Here is an 18,104-nt window from a genome sequence, read left to right as displayed (position 1 = left end):
CTTTCTGTTTTCAGACGGCCTGTGTGTGATTTTAACATGTTAAATGGGCATTCTTGCCCATCATTATCCGTGGAATATTCAATATCTTGATGATACCCGCTTGATGATTGTTCAAAGGCTTGAGGCCGTCTGAACTTTGGGTATATTTCATCCGAATGCGAATCCTAACAAAAACGGCGACTTTGGAATAGCCGCCGTTGTTTTTGTTTGAAGCTTACAGGGTATTTTCCAATGCTTTGGCACACCAGTCGATAACGGTTTGCGGCATGATACCCCAGAGGAGCAGCAGGAAGGCATTGACCGTCAGGACAAATTTGGCGGCATAGTTGCTGCCGACCGGCTGGTCATGATCAGGCGCATCGAAGTAGATGACTTTGACCACGCGAAGGTAGTAGAACGCGCCAATCAGGGACATGATGACGGCAAATACAGACAACCAAACATAGCCTTGTTTCAAGAGCGCCATAATCACGCCGAACTTGGCGTAGAAGCCCATCAGCGGCGGGATGCCTGCCATGGAGAACATAGACAGCAACATCAGGAAGGCAAACCATGCATGGCGGTGGTTGAGGCCTGCGAGGTCTTTGATTTCTTCACACTCAATGTCTTTGGTAGACAATACCATCAAAACACCGAAGCTGACTGCCGCCATCACAGCATAAGTAATGGCGTAATACAAACCTGCGGTAAAGCCAACTGCGCCCGCCATAAACGCCAACAGAATAAAGCCCATGTGCGATACGGTGGAGTAGGCAAGCATACGTTTGATATTGGTTTGCATGATGGCGGCAAGGTTACCGACCACCAAAGAAGCAACGGCAAGAATGGCCAGCATCGGCGCCCAGTCTGAATGTATTGTTTCCATACCTGTAATCAGGATACGGAATGCGAAGACAACGGCGGCAATTTTCGGAGCCGTACCCACAAAGGCGGTAACAGAGGTTGGCGCGCCATCGTACACATCGGGTACCCACATATGGAATGGAACCGCACCCAATTTAAATGCAATGGCAACCACAATAAATACCACGCCTAATTTCAGTAGCCATTCATTGGCCTGCTTATTAGCCGCAGAGGCCAAGACTGAAGCAAAATCAAGGGAACCGGTGGCGCCGTAAACCATGGAAATACCATAAAGCAACAAGCCGGAGGCCAACGCGCCCAATACAAAGTATTTCAGCGCAGCCTCAGCAGAGCGGCCGGAATCGCGGCGCAGGGCAATCATGGCGTACAACGATAAAGACAACAGCTCCAAACCGATATACGCAGTCAAGAAATGTGCCGAGCTGACCATGACGCTCATACCCAACAGGGCAAACAGCGACAAGGTATAAAACTCGCCTTTAAAAATTTGGCGGTCTTGGTTGTACGGTTTACTGTAAATAAACAGACTGAATGTTAGCGCATACAACACTAGCTTCGCCAAACGGGACATGCCGTCTGCAATATACATTCCATTAAACGTAAGCAGACTGCCCTGCTCCCATACTGCCAATTGGGTGACGGCCACGACAATGACCGTTCCCAAGCTCATCAGATGGGTCAAATAGCGGTTTTTATCGCAAATCCACAAGTCTGCCAGCAATACGACACCCAATAGCGCAAGCAGCACGATTTCGGGCATGGCGGGCATTAAATTCAAATCAGACCAGTTCATTTACACACCTCAAATCTTGCTTTGTGCCACATGGGCAATCAAATCGTTTGCCGCTTGATGCACCACTTCGATAAACGCTTGCGGATACAGACCCATGCCCAAAACAGCAACCGCCAAAATCGCCAAAATCGCAAATTCGCGGCAATTGATGTCTTTCATTTCGGCAACGTGCGGATTGTGGATCGCACCAAAAATAACGCGTTTGTACATCCACAGGGTATAAGACGCACCGTAAATCAGGGTCATAGCAGCCAACGCGCCTACCCAGAAATTCACTTTAACCGCGCCCATAATCACCATAAACTCGCCCACGAAGCCGGAAGTCGCAGGCAAACCGGCATTGGCCATACCGAACAACATCATAAACGCCGCAAACTTGGGCATTACATTTACCACGCCGCCATAATCGGCAATATTGCGGGTATGCAGGCGGTCGTACATCACGCCGATACACATAAACATCGCGGCAGACACGAAACCGTGGGAAATCATTTGAATGATTGCGCCTTTCAATGCCCAGTCATTCAATTGGCCGTTCACAAACAGGAACATACCCAAAGTGACAAAACCCATATGGCTGATGGAAGAGTACGCCACCAGTTTTTTCATATCGGTTTGCACCAAAGCCACCATACCGATGTAAATCACGGCAATCAGGCTCAATACGATGATCACGGGGGCAAAATAGCGTGCCGCATCCGGCATAATCGGCAGGATAAAGCGCAAGAAACCATACGCACCCAGTTTCAGCGTAATTGCCGCCAACACCATCGAACCGCCGGTCGGCGCTTCAACGTGTGCATCCGGCAACCAAGTGTGCACGGGGAACATTGGCACTTTTACAGCGAATGACAGGAAGAACGCCACAAACAAAAGCTGTTGTACGCCCAACGGAATCTGTTTGATGTTTTGGAAATCAACAATAGAGAAGCTGCCTGTTTGATAGTACAGGTAAACCATGGCAACCAACATCAAGAGCGAACCCATCAGCGTATAGAGGAACAGCTTGACCGACGCATAGACGCGGCGCGGGCCGCCCCATACACCGATAATCAGGTACAGCGGAATCAGCATACCCTCAAAGAACACATAAAACAGAATCGCATCCTGCGCGGCAAACGCACCGTTAATCAAACCCGACATCATCAGGAATGCCGCCATATACTGCGCCGGACGTTTCTGAATGACTTCCCAACCGGCCAATACCACCAACAGCGTAATAAACGCATTCAAGATGATAAAGAGCACTGAAATACCGTCCACACCCAATGCGTAGTTGATTTTCAGAAGCGGAATCCACTCGTGGAACTCGGTAAATTGATAGCCGCCGCTCAAACGGTCGAAACCAGTAAACAGGGGCAGCGTTACCAAGAAACCGGCAAGCGCACCCATGAAGGCAAGCACACGCGCCAGCGGCGCACGGCTGTCTTTACCGGTCGCCAAAACCAGCACACCTGCGGCGATGGGTATCCATATTGCCAAGCTGAGTAGGTAGTTGGAAAACATAGTGGTTAACCTGTGGTTAAAATAAAAATGTGTTTATGTGGATATTTCTTCGTTTCAGACGGCCTTGAGGTTTAAGGCCGTCTGAAACCTTATTCTTATCGGAACAATCCCCAGAAAGTCATGCCGAGCAGTACCAATACGCCGAATACCATAGCAGCGGCGTAGGTGTAGATAAATCCGGTTTGGGCTTTACGCACTTGCGCGGCAATCGCGCCGACCAGTTTGGCGGAGCCGTTGACAATACCGTTGTCAATAATGGCGGTATCGCCGACTTTCCAGAAGAAAGTACCCAATGCGCGCGTGCCTTTGGCAAAAACGTTGAAATACAGGGCGTCAAGGTAGTATTTGTTTTCAAACAAAACGTAAATCGGACGGAACGCCTGTGCAATTTTCGCAGGCAGGTGCGGCAGTTTGACGTACAGGAGCCATGCGCTCAATACACCTGCGATAGCAAGGTAAAGTACAGGCGAATACAGGCTATGCGACACCATTGCCAATGCGCCGTGGAACTCTTCCTTCATGATGTGCATGGTCGGATGCACGTCGGCATTAACAAAAATCACGTCTTTGAAGAAATCGCCGTAAAGCATAGGCTCGATGGCAACGTAGCCGATGATGACGGACGGAATCGCAAGCAAAATCAAAGGCAGGGTAACAACCAGCGGGCTTTCGTGCGGATTGTCGTTTTTGCCCAAGCCGTGATGCTCTTCACCATGATGATCGTCATGATGTTCAGGCAGGCTGCGCCATTTCTCTTCGCCGTGGAACACCATAAAGTATTGGCGGAACGCGTAGAACGCGGTAACGAACACACTGGCAAGGACGGCAAAATAAGCAAAGCCGCTGCCCGGTAAGGTGCTATATTTCGCTGCTTCGATAATCGAATCTTTGGAATAGAAGCCGGAGAAGAACGGCGTACCAATCAGCGACAAGTTACCGATCAGCATGGTCAGCCAAGTAATCGGCATGTATTTTTTCAGGTTGCCCATGTGGCGCATGTCTTGGTCGTGGTGCATACCGATAATCGCGCTACCTGCGGCCAAGAATAACAAGGCTTTAAAGAAGGCGTGGGTCATGACGTGGAACATCGCCACGGAATAGGCAGACGCGCCCAGAGCCACGGTCATGTAGCCCAGTTGCGACAGTGTGGAATACGCAACCACGCGTTTGATGTCGTTTTGAATCACACCCAAGAAGCCCATAAACAGGGCGGTAATCGCACCGATCACCATAATGACTGACAGCGCAGTGCTGCTCATCTCATAAATCGGCGACATACGCGATACCATGAACAGACCGGCGGTAACCATGGTTGCAGCGTGAATCAATGCAGAAATCGGGGTCGGGCCTTCCATCGAATCAGGCAGCCAGACGTGCAGCGGGAATTGTGCCGATTTACCCATCGCACCGACAAACAGAAGCAAACAGGTTACGGTAATCAAAGACCATTCCACACCGGGGAACAATTGGATAGTGGCCGTCTGAACATTAGGCAGATAAGCGAATACATCTTGATAACGCAAGCTGCCGCCGAAATAGGCAAGCACCAAACCGATACCGAGCAAAAAGCCGAAGTCGCCGACACGGTTGATCAAAAAGGCTTTCAGGTTGGCAAAAGTCGCGCTCGGACGTTTGAAATAGAAACCGATCAAGAGATACGACACCAAGCCCACAGCTTCCCAGCCGAAGAAGAGCTGGATGAAGTTGTTGCTCATAATCAGCATTAACATGCTGAAAGTAAACAAAGAAATGTAGCTGAAGAAGCGTTGGTAGCCGACTTTTTCATCGTGCATATAGCCGATGGTATAAATATGTACCATCAGCGATACGCCGGTAACCACGACCATCATCATCGCCGTCATCGTATCGACCAAGAAGCCGACGGAAAAATCCAAGCCGCCCATTGTCAGCCAGGTATAGACGTTTTCGTCAAACTTGGCGCGGCTGCCGTCAATAAAGCCCCACAGCACATAAGCCGACAGCACGGCAGATACAGCGACACCGAGTATCGTCACGGTATGCGCGCCGGCACGACCGATTTTGTTGCCGAACAAACCCGCAATCAGCGAGCCTGCCAACGGAACAAGGGCAATTATCAAATATAAAGTCATATCGTTCATGATTACCCTTTCAACTCATCCAAATCGGCAACGTTGATTGTTTGTCGGTTGCGGTACACCAGCACCATAATCGCCAAACCGATGGCAGATTCGGCGGCGGCAACGGTCAGTACGAAGAATACGAAAATTTGTCCGGCAGTATCGCCCAAATATTGCGAGAAGGCGATAAAGTTGAAGTTCACCGCCAAAAGCATCAGCTCGATAGACATCAGCAATACCAGCACGTTTTTGCGGTTCATAAAGATGCCCATCGCGCTGATACCGAACAGGAGCGCGCCCAATACCAGATAATGCGTCAAGGTAATCATGCTTTGCCCTCCTCTTTCGGTTTGAGGTCGTCTGAAACTTCGTTTTCTTCGAGAGATTCGACTTGCGGTTTGACCGCTTCCATTTTCACCAGACGCATACGGCCTTGGTCGGCGCGTACTTTAACTTGGTCGGCTGGATCCATACGTTTCGGATTGGTGGTTTTACGGTGAACCAGCGCAATCGCGGCCACCATGCCCAACAGCAGCAATACCGCCGCCAATTCAAACGGCAACAGGTAGTCGGTATAAATACGGCTGCCCAAATCGCGGATATTGTTGTAATCGGCGGGAATGTCTTTCATCAAACCAAATGCGGCCAGGTCGGTTTTCGGGTTGACCAGAATCAGGATCAGGGCAACCGCCAACAATGTGCCGACCACTCCGGCAACAGGCGCATGACGCCAGAAACCGGCGCGCATTTCTTCAATGTCGATGTTCAACATCATCACGACGAACAGGAACAACACCATCACGGCGCCGACGTAAACCACCACCAGCGTCACGCCCAAGAATTCGGCCTGCATCAGCATCCAAATCATCGCGCTCACGCAGAAGGTCAGCACCAGATGCAAAGCGGCATGTACAGGGTTTTTAGCGGTAACGGTACGAACCGCACCGTACAAAACGATGGCGGCAAGAATATAGAACAGAATCGCGGAAAAAGTCATTCGTCTGCTCCTTAACGATACGGCGCGTCAGCGGCTTTGCGTTTGGCGATTTCAGCTTCGTATTTGTCGCCAATGGCCAAAAGAATCGGCTTGGTCATGTGCAAGTCGCCTTTTTTCTCGCCGTGGTATTCAAAAATATGGGTTTCCACAATCGCATCGGTTGGGCAGGCTTCTTCGCAGAAACCGCAGAAGATGCACTTGGTCAGGTCGATGTCGTAACGCTTGGTGCGGCGGGTGCCGTCTTCGCGTTCTTCCGATTCGATGTTAATCGCCATTGCCGGACAAACTGCCTCGCACAATTTACACGCAATACAGCGCTCTTCGCCGTTCGGATAACGGCGTTGCGCGTGCAAACCGCGGAAACGCACGGATTGCGGCGTTTTCTCTTCGGGGAAATAAATTGTGTCTTTGCGGGCAAAAAAGTTTTTGAGCGTTACGCCCAAGCCTTTTACCAATTCGCCAAGCAGAAAGGTTTTTACTAAGTTAGCCATATTATGTTCCCTCAAAACAGGGATTTCGTTAGGTATTCAAAATCGCTTTGTTCAGACGGCCTCAAGATGCCGTCTGAAACTTATTTCCACAAATTCAGCGGTGAAATCATCCACACGCCCAAAATCACGATGTAGGCGAAGCCGATCGGAATCAGCACTTTCCAGCCCAAACGCATGATTTGGTCGTAGCGGTAGCGTGGGAAAGTTGCACGGATCCACAGGTACCAGTACAGAACCGCCGCCATTTTCACGAACATCCAGAAGGCGGAAGGCGTACCAATAAAGCCCCAGCTTTGCGGGAACGGAGACAACCAGCCACCGAGGAACATTAGCGAGGTCAGCGCGGCAATCAGAATCATGAAAATGTATTCGGCAAGGAAGAACAGCGCGAATGCGAAGCCGGAGTATTCAACGTGGTGACCGGCAACGATTTCAGATTCACCCTCTGCTACGTCAAACGGCGCGCGGTTGGTTTCGGCAACGGCGGAAATCAGATAGACGATAAAGATAGGGAAGAGCGGCAGCCAGTTCCAAGAGAATACCGAACCGCCGGCAATACCTTTGGCTTGTGCGGCAACGATGTCGGAGAAGTTCATGCTGCCCGATACCATCACGACGCACACCAGCGCGGCACTCATGGCAATCTCGTAGGAAATGCTTTGTGCGGAAGCACGCATTGCACCCAAGAACGAATATTTGGAGTTGGAAGCCCAGCCCGCGATGATCACGCCGTAAACCGACAGCGAGGTAATCATCAGGATGTACAAAAGGCCGATATTGATGTTGGTCAGCACCCATTCTTCGTTGAACGGAATCACTGCCCACGCCGCGAAAGACGGAGCAAGCGACATAATCGGGCCGATGTAGAACAGGGCTTTGTTTGACAGCTTCGGACGGGTTACCTCTTTAAACAAGAGTTTGAACACGTCGGCAAACGGCTGAATCAGACCCCACGGGCCGGTCACGTTCGGGCCGACACGAAGCTGCATAAAGCCGATGACTTTACGTTCGAAATACGTCAGGTAGGCAACGGTCAGAATCAGCGGAATCAGGATAATCACGATTTTGACGATGACGGATACCACCAAGCCTACGGTGATACCCAAATCGCCCAGACCGAGCGTTGCGGCAAAGAGGTTTTGGAACCATTCTTGCATGATCAAGCTCCCGCCAGTTCAATAGTGTCCATCAACGCACCCAGCGCGGCATTTTCGGTATGCAGCGGCAGATGCACCACGTTTTCAGGCAAACCGGCATCGGCTTTGACGGCAACCGATACGCTTGCACCGTTTTGTTTGGCGACAGCGGTTTGTCCGTCTTGCAGGCCCAAGCGTGCCAAAGTATTTGGATTTACACGCGCGGCAGGCACGGCGGCATGGCTGGTCGCTTGCAGCGGCGCGGAACGGCGTACGATAGAATCAGTGTGATAAATACCGACGCCGCCGACACGGACGAGGCGGTCTGAGGCCGTCTGAACGCCCTCCCCTGTCCATGTGCTGCGGTTGTCGAGTTTGGACGGCAGGCTTTCCGCGTCCAACGCGTCTTTCAGAATCGCGGCGGTATCGTGGTATTCAAAGCCTTTCAGGTCAAACAGGTTACCCAATACGCGCAACACTTTCCATAGCGGACGCGAATCGCCGAAGCCTTGTACCACGCCATGGAAAGATTGCAGACGGCCTTCCATATTGATGAAGCTGCCTGATGTTTCGGTAAACGGCGCAATCGGCAACAATACGTCGCACACGTCCAGCAGCGTTTCGCTGACAAACGGCGTAAACGCCATCACGCTTTTCGCCTGTTTCAACGCGGCTACGGCTTTTGCACCGTCAACCGTATCGATTTCAGGCTCGACGTTGAGCAGCAAGACTGCCTGTTTCGGCGCGTTTGCCATTTCGGCAACGCTCTCGCCGGAGTTTACATTCAAGACATCCGCACCAACGCTGTTCGCAGCCTGCGGCAAAATACCCAGCACTGCGCCGGTCGCGTCTGCCAGCTCTTGCGCGGCGGCATAAATGGCGGCGTAATCAGGATGGTTTTGCACTTCCGCGCCCAAAATCACCGCTGCTTTTTCAGCGTTTTTCAGGCTGGCGGTAACTGCGTGTTCCGCATTGGCAGACAGGTTTTTCAGACGGCCTGCCCATTCGTCGGGATGTGCGGCTTCCTGAGAGAGAAGCGGCATAAACAATTCTTCTTTACTGCTGGCCAATACACTCAAGGCCATGCGGTCTTTGGCGGCGCGGCGCAGGCGGGCGGTCAGGAGCGGCTGTTCTTTACGCAAGTTCGCGCCGACTACCAATACGGCATCGTTGTCAGCCAAAGATTCAATGCTTTGTCCCAACCATTGCGCACCTTTAAGGCCGTCTGAAAGACGTTTGTCTTGTTGGCGCAAACGGGTGGCAAAGTTTTTAACACCCAAACCGTCGGCGAGTTTTTTGGCTAGATACAGCTCTTCAACCGTATTCATCGGATTGGCCCAAACGCCGACTTGGTTTTGGTTGCCGTCTTTGGCGATGCATTCAATTGCGCTGCGGACATATTCCAACGCGGTTTTCCAATCCACGTCCATCCACTCGCCGCCCTGTTTGATTTTCGGGTTTTTCAGACGGCTTTCGTGATACAGGCCTTCGTAGGCGAAACGGTCGCGGTCGGACAGCCAGCATTCGTTAATCGCTTCATTTTCCAACGGCAACACGCGGCGGACGGTATGGTCTTTGGTTTGTACAATCAGGTTGCTGCCCAAAGCGTCATGGGCGGAAACGGATTTGCGGCGGTTCAATTCCCAAGTACGCGCGTTGAAGCGGAACGGTTTGCTGGTCAATGCGCCGACAGGACACAAATCGATGACGTTGCCCGACAATTCGGTTTCCACTGCTTTACCGATAAAAGGCATGATCTCGGAATGTTCGCCGCGGTTGGCCATGGCGATTTCTTGCACGCCGGCGATTTCTTCAGTGAAACGAACGCAACGGGTACAGTGGATACAACGGCTCATTTCCTCGGCGGAAACCAAAGGGCCCATGTCTTTGCCGACGACGGAACGTTTTTCTTCGGTATAACGACTGGTGGTTTTGCCGTAGCCCATCGCCAAATCCTGCAACTGGCATTCGCCGCCTTGGTCGCAGGTCGGACAATCAAGCGGATGGTTGATGAGCAAGAACTCCATCACGCCTTCTTGCGCCTCTCGGGCTTTTGCCGAATGCGTACGCACAATCATGCCGTCTGTAACCGGCGTGGCACAGGCGGGCAGAGGTTTGGGGGCTTTTTCCACGTCCACCAAACACATACGGCAGTTGGCGGCGATGGAAAGTTTTTTGTGGTAACAGAAATGCGGGATATAAGTACCGAGCTTGTGCGCGGCTTCAATCACCGTCGCGCCCTGCTCCACAGATACCTGTTTGCCGTCGATTTCGATTTGTAACATGGTTCGTTCCTAGTTACGGGTATTTAATAAATAATTCTTTTAGAGGCCGTTTGAAAACTTAGCACCACTTATTCGGTTTCATCGGTCCGCCGTGTTCGATGTAATGTACAAACTCATCACGGAAATGCTTGGTAAAGCTGCGGACAGGGAAGACGGCGGCATCGGCAAGGGCGCAGATGGTGCGGCCTGCCATTTGGTTACCGATAGAATCCAGCAAATCCAAGTCTTCCATGCGGCCTTTGCCTTCTACGATGCGGTGGACGATGCGGTAGAGCCAGCCCGTACCTTCTCGGCAAGGCGTACATTGGCCGCAAGACTCGTCGTAGTAGAAGTAGCTCAGGCGCTCAAGAGCTTTCACCATGCACACGTCTTCGTCCATGACGATAATCGCGCCGGAACCCAGCATCGAGCCCGCTTTGGAAATCGAGTCATAGTCCATATTGGTCTGCATCATAATATCGGCAGGCAAAACTGGCGCGGACGAACCGCCGGGAATGACGGCTTTAAGTTTTTTACCGCCGCGCATACCGCCCGCCATTTTCAAGACTTCGGCAAACGGCGTACCCAATGGCACTTCATAGTTGCCCGGACGCTCAATGTGGCCTGAAATACAGAACAATTTGGTACCGCCTGCATTCGGAATACCTTTATCGGCAAATGCCTGTCCGCCGTCACGGATAATGAAGGGGACGGAGGAGAACGTTTCGGTATTGTTGATGGTGGTCGGTTTGCCGTACAGGCCGAACGAAGCAGGGAATGGTGGCTTAAAGCGCGGCTGGCCTTTTTTGCCTTCCAGCGATTCGAGCAATGCGGTTTCTTCGCCGCAAATATATGCGCCGTAACCGTGGTGGGCGAAGAGTTCAAATTCAAAATCCGAACCCAAAATATTTTTACCCAAAAAGCCTGCGGCACGCGCCTGCTCCAAAGCGGCTTCAAAACGTTGGTAGCCTTCGAAAATTTCGCCGTGGATGTAGTTGTAGCCGGCTTTCGCACCCATCGCGTAACCGGCAATAATCATGCCTTCAATCAGGGCATGAGGATTGAACATGATGATGTCGCGGTCTTTAAATGTACCGGGCTCGCCTTCGTCGGTGTTGCAAACTACATATTTTTCGCCCGGGAAAGAACGGGGCATAAAGCTCCATTTCAAACCGGTCGGAAAGCCCGCACCGCCACGACCGCGCAAGCCGGAGGTTTTGACTTCGTCAATCACATCGGTTTGCGAGATGTTTTCGGACAGGATTTTACGCAGGGCGGTATAACCGCCACGTTTGACGTATTCGTCCAATGTCCAGCAATCGGGATTGGCGGTATCCACTTGGTCAAAAATCACGCCTGATTGGTAAATAGCCATTTTTGGTGTGCCTGTTCGTTTTCGTATCGGTTGCAGCCGTTGTTTTCAGACGGCATTTTATTTCAGTTCGGCAAGTTTCTTGTCAATCGCTTCTTCGGTCATAAAGCTGCACATGCTGTGGTTGTTGACCAGCATAACCGGGGCGTCGCCGCATGCACCCATGCATTCGCCTTCGACAAGGGTAAATTTGCCGTCGGGCGTGGTTTCGCCGTAGCCGATACCGAGTTTTTGCTTGAGGTATTCGCCGGTAGCCATACCGCCGCGCAGGGCGCAGGGTAGGTTGGTACAAACGGTCAGTTTGTATTTGCCGACAGGCTCAAGGTCGTACATATTGTAGAAGGTAGCGACTTCGTAGGCTTGTGCAGGCGAGATGCCGATATAGTCTGCGACAAAGGCGATGGTCTCAGGAGCAAGCCAGCCTTTTTCGGTCTGGGCAATACGCAATGCGCCCATAATGGCGGAGCGGCGTTGGTCGGTAGGATATTTTGCCAACTCGATGTCGATTTGTTTTAAAGATTCTGCGGATAACATTATCGGTCAACCTCCCCGAATACGATGTCCTGCGTACCGATGATGGCAACGACGTCGGCCAGCATGTGGCCTTTTGCCATTTCGTCCATGCCTTGCAAGTGGGCGAAGCCGGGTGCGCGGATTTTCAGGCGGTAGGGTTTGTTTGCGCCGTCTGAAATGATGTAAACGCCGAACTCGCCTTTCGGATGTTCGACAGCGGTGTAGGTCTCGCCCTCGGGAACGTGCATACCCTCGGTAAAGAGTTTGAAATGGTGAATCAGGTCTTCCATACCTGTTTTCATTTCGGTACGTTTGGGCGGAGCGAATTTGTGGTTGGTGGTAATGACCGGACCCGGATTGACACGCAACCACTCGGAGCATTGTTTGATAATGCGTACGGATTGACGCATTTCTTCCATACGGCAGAGGTAACGGTCGTAGCAGTCGCCGTTGACGCCGACGGGGATGTCAAAATCCACTTTGTCGTACACTTCGTAAGGCTGTGTCTTACGCACGTCCCATTCCACGCCGGAACCGCGCAACATTACGCCGGTAAAGCCTTTTTGCATGGCGCGCTCAGGAGTGACAACGCCGATACCGACGGTACGCTGTTTCCAAATACGATTGTCGGTCAGGAGGGTTTCGAGTGTATCGATGTTTTTCGGGAAACGTTCGCAGAAGGCGTCGATAAAGTCGAGCATGGTGCCTTCGCGGGATTCGTTGAGCTGCTTCAATACTTTGGCGTTGCGGAATTTGCTGCTCTCGTATTTAGGCATGAAGTCGGGCAGGTCGCGGTAAACGCCGCCGGGACGGAAATAGGCTGCGTGCATACGCGCGCCGGATACGGCTTCGTACAAGTCCATCAGCTCTTCGCGGTCGCGGAAGGCGTAAAGGATGGCGGTCATCGCACCGATGTCGAAGGCGTGCGAACCGATGCCCATCAAGTGGTTGAGGATGCGCGTTACTTCGGCGAACATCACGCGGATGTATTGGGCGCGGATAGGTACATCAATACCGGCAAGTTTTTCTACTGCCAAACAATACGCCTGCTCGTTGACCATCATGGAAACGTAGTCCAAGCGGTCCATATAAGGCAGGGCTTGCAGATAGGTTTTGGTTTCCGCCAGTTTTTCGGTGCCTCGGTGCAGGAGGCCGATATGCGGGTCGGCACGGACGATGGTTTCGCCCTCCAACTCCAAAATCATACGCAATACGCCGTGCGCCGCAGGGTGTTGCGGGCCGAAGTTGATGGTGTAGTTTCTTAATTTATTGGCCACCGTAGTTCTCCTCACGGACGATACGCGGCGTGATCTCGCGCGGCTCAATGGTAACAGGTTGGTAAATCACGCGTTTTTGCTCTTCGTCGTAACGCATTTCCACATAGCCGGAAATCGGGAAGTCTTTGCGGAACGGATGTCCGACAAAGCCGTAATCGGTCAGGATGCGGCGCAAGTCCGGGTGGTTGTTGAACATGATGCCGTACAAATCGAAGGCTTCGCGTTCGTACCAATCCGCGCTGTTGTAAATATCGACTACGGATTCGACTACGGGGAAGTCGTCGTCTGAAACCCAGACGCGTACGCGGATGCGTTGATTGTTTTTAACGGAAAGCAACTGACTGACGACGGCAAAGCGCTTGCCCTGCCACACTTCGTTTTTGTAAGTGCTGTAATCGACACCGCACAAGTCAACCAGAAGCTCGAAATGCAACTCTTCATGGTCGCGCAATGCGGTCATGACTGAAATATAGTGTTCGGGCAGACACTCGACGGTAATCTCGCCCAAAGCTGAAATGACTTTGCTTACCTGATCGCCAAGCACGCCGACGACGGTCTCGTATAAGTTTTGAATGCTTGCCATATCGTCCTCTCCTTACTCGTCACGCGCGATGGTGGAAGTGCGCTTGATTTTTTGTTGGAGCTGAATCAGGCCGTAAATCAGAGCTTCCGCAGTCGGCGGACAACCCGGCACATAAACGTCTACCGGCACGACGCGGTCGGCACCGCGCACAACGGAATAAGAATAGTGATAATAGCCGCCGCCGTTGGCACACGAGCCCATAGACAATACCCAGCGCGGCTCGGCGAGCTGGTCGTATACGCGGCGCAGGGCGGGCGCCATTTTGTTGGTCAACGTACCTGCCACAATCATCAGGTCGGCCTGACGGGGGACGGACGGAAAATGATGCCGAAACGGTCAAGGTCATAACGCGCCATACCCGCATGCATCATTTCCACGGCGCAGCAGGCCAAGCCGAAAGTAACCGGCCACAATGAACCGGTACGCATATAGTTCAACACCGTATCCGCGCTGGTGGTGATGAAACCTTTTTTCAAAACGCCTTCTATTCCCATTCCAGCGCACCTTTTTTCCATTCGTAAATAAAGCCTACCGTCAGAACGACGATAAACACCAGCATAGACCAGAAGCCGTATGCGCCCAAATCTTTGAACACGACAGCCCACGGCAACATGAACGCGACCTCCAAATCAAACAGGATGAAGAGGATGGCGACGAGGTAATAGCGCACGTCGAACTTCATCCTTGCGTTTTCAAAGGCTTCAAAACCGCATTCGTAAGCCGCGTCTTTTTCGGCATAGTGGCGTTTCGGGCCTAAAATTGTGCCGAGCAGGATAAACAGCACACCGGCCGCAAGGCCGACGAGGATGAATACGAGGACGGGAAAGTAACTGGCCAACATGGTCGTACCTAACTGGTTGACAGACAAATCTTAAAAATAGATTACCATTTTATCGAATTTCAAAAGCCATTTAAAGGTAAATATCAGCAAATCAGTAAAAAAACACTAATAAATTCAATAAAGTTATGAGAACAATTCTTATTCTTATTTAATATTTCACAATTTTAATTTCAATTTAATCATGTATCATTTAATTCGGGTTTTCCACCTGTCCGATTTAATTCAAAAATCTGGAAAACCACCCTTTTCCAAACCTCAATAAAAACATCAGGCCGTCTGAAAACTGATTCTTTTCAGACGGCCTGTGTACATCACATTATTTAAATAGAAAAATCAATCGATACCTTTGAGCATGCGGTTCAATGCCGGGGCAAGTACCAACAGGATACCGCAGGTTACTGCGCCGATGGTGGCCAGCATCCAGTAGAAATCCAATGGCGACTGAGCATTGTAGTAGTCTTTAAACAACACTCCGCCCAAGGTAAAGCCGATGGACAATGCCAAGAAATTCAAAGCAACCATTTGTGTTTTAAACATGCTCGGTGCGATTTTGGTAGAAAATGACAGCGAAATCGGCGACAGCATCAACTCGCCTATCGTAATCGCCAGCAACACCAACATAAACACGATAATCGGCATCGGGGTTCCGGATGAAATATACGGAATGAAACACAAATAAGAGACGCCGGTTACCAACATGGCCAGCGCAAACTTCAACGGCGTTTTAGGTTGGCGTTTGCCCATTTTCGTCCACACCGCCGCCATCACGCCGGAGAAGAGAACCACCCACATGGCCTGTATCGAGTCTTTCCATGAAACAGGCACGGTAAAACCGAAGAAAGTACGGTCGACCGTTTCGTCAAAATAAACCGTTGCAACGGTGTACACCTGAAACCAAACTGCCCAGAACATACAAATGGTCAAGAACAGCGGAATATAGGCCATGATGTAACGTTTATTGGCTGCCTCAACCTGGCTGCTGCCCAGCAGGCGTGCAAAATAAGCGATAACGGTGATAATGACCACACCCAAAAGCCAGCGTGAAAAGTTCTCAAGATTGAGCGCACCGGAAGCAATCACGCTGCCCAACACCAAAACCAGCAACACGCCGACAGCTATTGCAGTCTGTACCTTTTCAGGGCGCAACGGATTGGGAGCCGGCGTATGCGGCAGGTCTTTACGGCCGCGTGAATACCACAGCAGGCCAAATGCCATACCGACGGCCGCCGCGCCAAAGCCATAATGAAAACCCATGAGGTCTTGCAAAATACCGGTCAACAAAGGGCCTAAGAAACCACCGATATTGATGGAAATATAGAAAATGGAGAAACCGGCATCGCGCAATTCGCGCAGATCGTCCCGTTCATACAAAGAACCGACCATCGAACTGGCAGACGATTTCACGCCGCCGCTGCCCAGCGCGATAAACACCAAGCCCAACAGCAATCCCATCAAGCCCGGCACAATCGCCAATAAAATATGACCGGTCATCACGACGATACCGGCGATAAACAGGGTACGTTCCGAGCCCCAAATGCGGTCGGCCAACCATGCGCCGAGAATAGTGGACAGGTAAACGCTGCCGCCATATGCGCCAACGATACCGCCGGCCAAAGCCTTATCCATACCCAAACCGCCTTGATTCGCGGCGTAATACAGATAAATCAGCAGGATGCCCTGCATACCGTAGAAGGAAAAACGTTCCCACAGCTCAATATGGAATAGGGTGGATAATTGCAAAGGATGGCCGAAGAAGGTTTTCTCGGCAGAAGACGGCTTTTGACCGGACATTATGAGTTCTCCTATATATTAGACAGGCTCAGGCTTCAGACGACCTGTTATACCTACCAATCATTTTTATGGAAACCATATATTACCGTCAATCTTTGCATTTGCAAAACATTAAAAAGTATATTTTTACAAAAAGATTAATATTCGCATTTAAAAAGAAATCAATAGCTACATAACAAGCAAATCGCGGCCATCTCCGTCATGCCATACATATTCAAAAACCCGTTTATTTTTAGATTTTCTATATTGTATTTTTCATGTGGCCGAAAACGGATATATTTACTACGTTCAGTATTCCATTTAGGCTGACAGGACTTTAGCTTATTCAAATAGATAGAACCTTTTACCTGCTGGAAATATAAATCATCGCAGTGGATATAGTTACTGCCATATTCAACAACAAACAGGCCGTCTGAAATCTTTCAGACGGCCTGTTTGCCTCTTACGGTTTACACACCTTGTTTCAGGCTGGCTTCGATGAAGCCATCCAAGTCGCCGTCCAATACGGCTTTGGTGTTGCCGACTTCGTAGCCTGTACGCAAGTCTTTGATGCGTGAGGAGTCCAAAACGTATGAGCGGATTTGGCTGCCCCAACCCACATCGGACTTGCCTTCTTCCAACGCCTGTTTCTCTTCGTTGCGTTTGCGCATTTCCAATTCGTACAGTTTGGATTTCAACATTTCCATCGCGGCGGCTTTGTTGGCGTGTTGCGAACGGTCGTTTTGACATTGAACCACGATACCGGTCGGCTCGTGGGTAATACGCACGGCGGAGTCGGTTTTGTTAATGTGCTGACCGCCTGCACCGGATGCGCGGTAAGTGTCGATACGCAAATCGGCCGGGTTGATTTCGATTTCGATGGAGTCGTCGATTTCGGGGTAAACAAACACGGATGAAAAAGACGTGTGGCGTTTGTTGTTGGAGTCAAACGGCGAGTAGCGCACCAAGCGGTGGACACCGGTTTCCGTGCGCAGCAGGCCGTAGGCGTATTCGCCTTCCACGCGGATGGTGGCGCGGTTAATGCCTGCGATTTCGCCGTCGTCTTCTTCGAGGATTTCGATTTTGAAGCCTTTGCGCTCGGCGTAACGACTGTACATGCGGAACAACATGCCCGCCCAGTCTTCGGCTTCCGTACCGCCCGCGCCTGCGGTGATGTCGATAAAGCAGTTGTTCGGGTCGGCAGGCTGGTTGAACATTCGTTTGAATTCGAGGTCGGCCATTTGTTTTTCCAAACCGGCCACATCTTCCTGTACGGCGGCGAAACCTTCTTCGTCGTTTTCTTCGACGGCCATTTCAATCAGCATGCGGTTGTCTTCGATACCTGTGGCGATGTTGTCGAGGGTCACCACGATGCCTTCGAGGATTTTGCGCTCTTTGCCGATTTCTTGGGCGCGTTTGGGGTCGTTCCAGAGTTCCGGGTCTTCGGAGAGACCGACGACTTCTTCAAGGCGGTCTTTTTTGCCTTGATAGTCCATATAGACGCGGATGTCTTCGCTGCGCTTCTCCAAGTCGTTTAGGGTGTTGTTAAGCTGGTTGATTACTTCGGCTTCCATGATTCTTGTGTTCTTTCAAAATTT

General features: G+C 51.1%; 15 protein-coding genes and 1 pseudogene. All 16 read right to left on the bottom strand.

The window, feature by feature from the left end:
- Positions 1–214: 214 nt before the first annotated feature.
- The 16 genes and pseudogenes from nuoN to prfB all read right to left on the bottom strand — a co-directional run bounded on the left by nuoN (position 215) and on the right by prfB (position 18,080).
- A complete protein-coding gene (nuoN, locus tag KCG55_RS04645; RefSeq protein ID WP_254323516.1) occupies positions 215–1,657 on the bottom strand; it encodes an NADH-quinone oxidoreductase subunit NuoN in 1,443 nt (480 codons plus the stop codon).
- Positions 1,658–1,666: 9 nt separating this feature from the next.
- A complete protein-coding gene (locus KCG55_RS04640) occupies positions 1,667–3,163 on the bottom strand; it encodes an NADH-quinone oxidoreductase subunit M (RefSeq protein ID WP_070461043.1) in 1,497 nt (498 codons plus the stop codon).
- A 95-nt stretch (positions 3,164–3,258) separates the two neighbouring features.
- Entirely contained in the window at positions 3,259–5,283 is a 2,025-nt protein-coding gene (gene nuoL, locus KCG55_RS04635) for an NADH-quinone oxidoreductase subunit L (protein WP_254323515.1), read from the bottom strand.
- A gap of 2 nt (positions 5,284–5,285) precedes the next feature.
- Positions 5,286–5,591 (bottom strand): NADH-quinone oxidoreductase subunit NuoK, encoded by a 306-nt coding sequence (gene nuoK, locus KCG55_RS04630; RefSeq protein WP_004519135.1) that lies wholly within the window; start codon positions 5,589–5,591, stop codon positions 5,286–5,288.
- Positions 5,588–6,259 carry an NADH-quinone oxidoreductase subunit J gene (locus KCG55_RS04625; RefSeq protein ID WP_254323514.1) on the bottom strand — a complete coding sequence of 224 codons (672 nt, stop codon included), beginning with the start codon at positions 6,257–6,259 and terminating at the stop codon, positions 5,588–5,590. Before KCG55_RS04625 ends, nuoK begins: the two co-directional genes overlap by 4 nt.
- An 11-nt stretch (positions 6,260–6,270) precedes the next feature.
- On the bottom strand, positions 6,271–6,750 hold the full coding sequence (nuoI, locus tag KCG55_RS04620; RefSeq protein WP_002218650.1) for an NADH-quinone oxidoreductase subunit NuoI: 480 nt from the start codon (positions 6,748–6,750) through the stop codon (positions 6,271–6,273).
- An 80-nt stretch (positions 6,751–6,830) separates the two neighbouring features.
- Positions 6,831–7,907 (bottom strand): NADH-quinone oxidoreductase subunit NuoH, encoded by a 1,077-nt coding sequence (gene nuoH / locus KCG55_RS04615; RefSeq protein ID WP_002216340.1) that lies wholly within the window; start codon positions 7,905–7,907, stop codon positions 6,831–6,833.
- 2 nt (positions 7,908–7,909) lie between these two features.
- The gene (gene nuoG / locus KCG55_RS04610) at positions 7,910–10,171 is read right to left on the bottom strand and encodes an NADH-quinone oxidoreductase subunit NuoG (protein ID WP_254323513.1); all 2,262 of its coding nucleotides are present in this window, start codon (positions 10,169–10,171) and stop codon (positions 7,910–7,912) included.
- A 58-nt stretch (positions 10,172–10,229) separates the two neighbouring features.
- A complete protein-coding gene (gene nuoF / locus KCG55_RS04605) occupies positions 10,230–11,525 on the bottom strand; it encodes an NADH-quinone oxidoreductase subunit NuoF (RefSeq protein ID WP_254323512.1) in 1,296 nt (431 codons plus the stop codon).
- Between the two features lie 57 nt (positions 11,526–11,582).
- On the bottom strand, positions 11,583–12,056 hold the full coding sequence (gene nuoE / locus KCG55_RS04600; protein ID WP_219089229.1) for an NADH-quinone oxidoreductase subunit NuoE: 474 nt from the start codon (positions 12,054–12,056) through the stop codon (positions 11,583–11,585).
- A complete protein-coding gene (gene nuoD / locus KCG55_RS04595) occupies positions 12,056–13,312 on the bottom strand; it encodes an NADH dehydrogenase (quinone) subunit D (RefSeq protein ID WP_254323511.1) in 1,257 nt (418 codons plus the stop codon). Before nuoD ends, nuoE begins: the two co-directional genes overlap by 1 nt.
- Entirely contained in the window at positions 13,302–13,895 is a 594-nt protein-coding gene (locus tag KCG55_RS04590; protein WP_254323510.1) for an NADH-quinone oxidoreductase subunit C, read from the bottom strand. Before KCG55_RS04590 ends, nuoD begins: the two co-directional genes overlap by 11 nt.
- 12 nt (positions 13,896–13,907) lie before the next feature.
- Positions 13,908–14,389, bottom strand: a pseudogene (locus KCG55_RS04585) (NuoB/complex I 20 kDa subunit family protein).
- Positions 14,380–14,736: an NADH-quinone oxidoreductase subunit A gene (locus tag KCG55_RS04580; RefSeq protein WP_003686600.1), complete on the bottom strand. Its 357-nt coding sequence runs from the start codon at positions 14,734–14,736 to the stop codon at positions 14,380–14,382. Before KCG55_RS04580 ends, KCG55_RS04585 begins: the two are co-directional and overlap by 10 nt.
- Before the next feature lie 333 nt (positions 14,737–15,069).
- The gene (locus KCG55_RS04575) at positions 15,070–16,527 is read right to left on the bottom strand and encodes an oligopeptide:H+ symporter (protein ID WP_254323509.1); all 1,458 of its coding nucleotides are present in this window, start codon (positions 16,525–16,527) and stop codon (positions 15,070–15,072) included.
- Positions 16,528–16,976: 449 nt separating this feature from the next.
- Positions 16,977–18,080: a peptide chain release factor 2 gene (prfB, locus tag KCG55_RS04570; RefSeq protein ID WP_003681666.1), complete on the bottom strand. Its 1,104-nt coding sequence runs from the start codon at positions 18,078–18,080 to the stop codon at positions 16,977–16,979.
- Between the last annotated feature and the right edge of the window lie 24 nt (positions 18,081–18,104).

Source organism: Neisseria subflava (genome assembly GCF_024205745.1).
Taxonomy (GTDB): Bacteria; Pseudomonadota; Gammaproteobacteria; order Burkholderiales; family Neisseriaceae; genus Neisseria; species Neisseria flavescens_B.
Note: the sequence above shows the minus strand (reverse complement) of the source record. Positions and strands in the feature narration are given on the sequence as shown.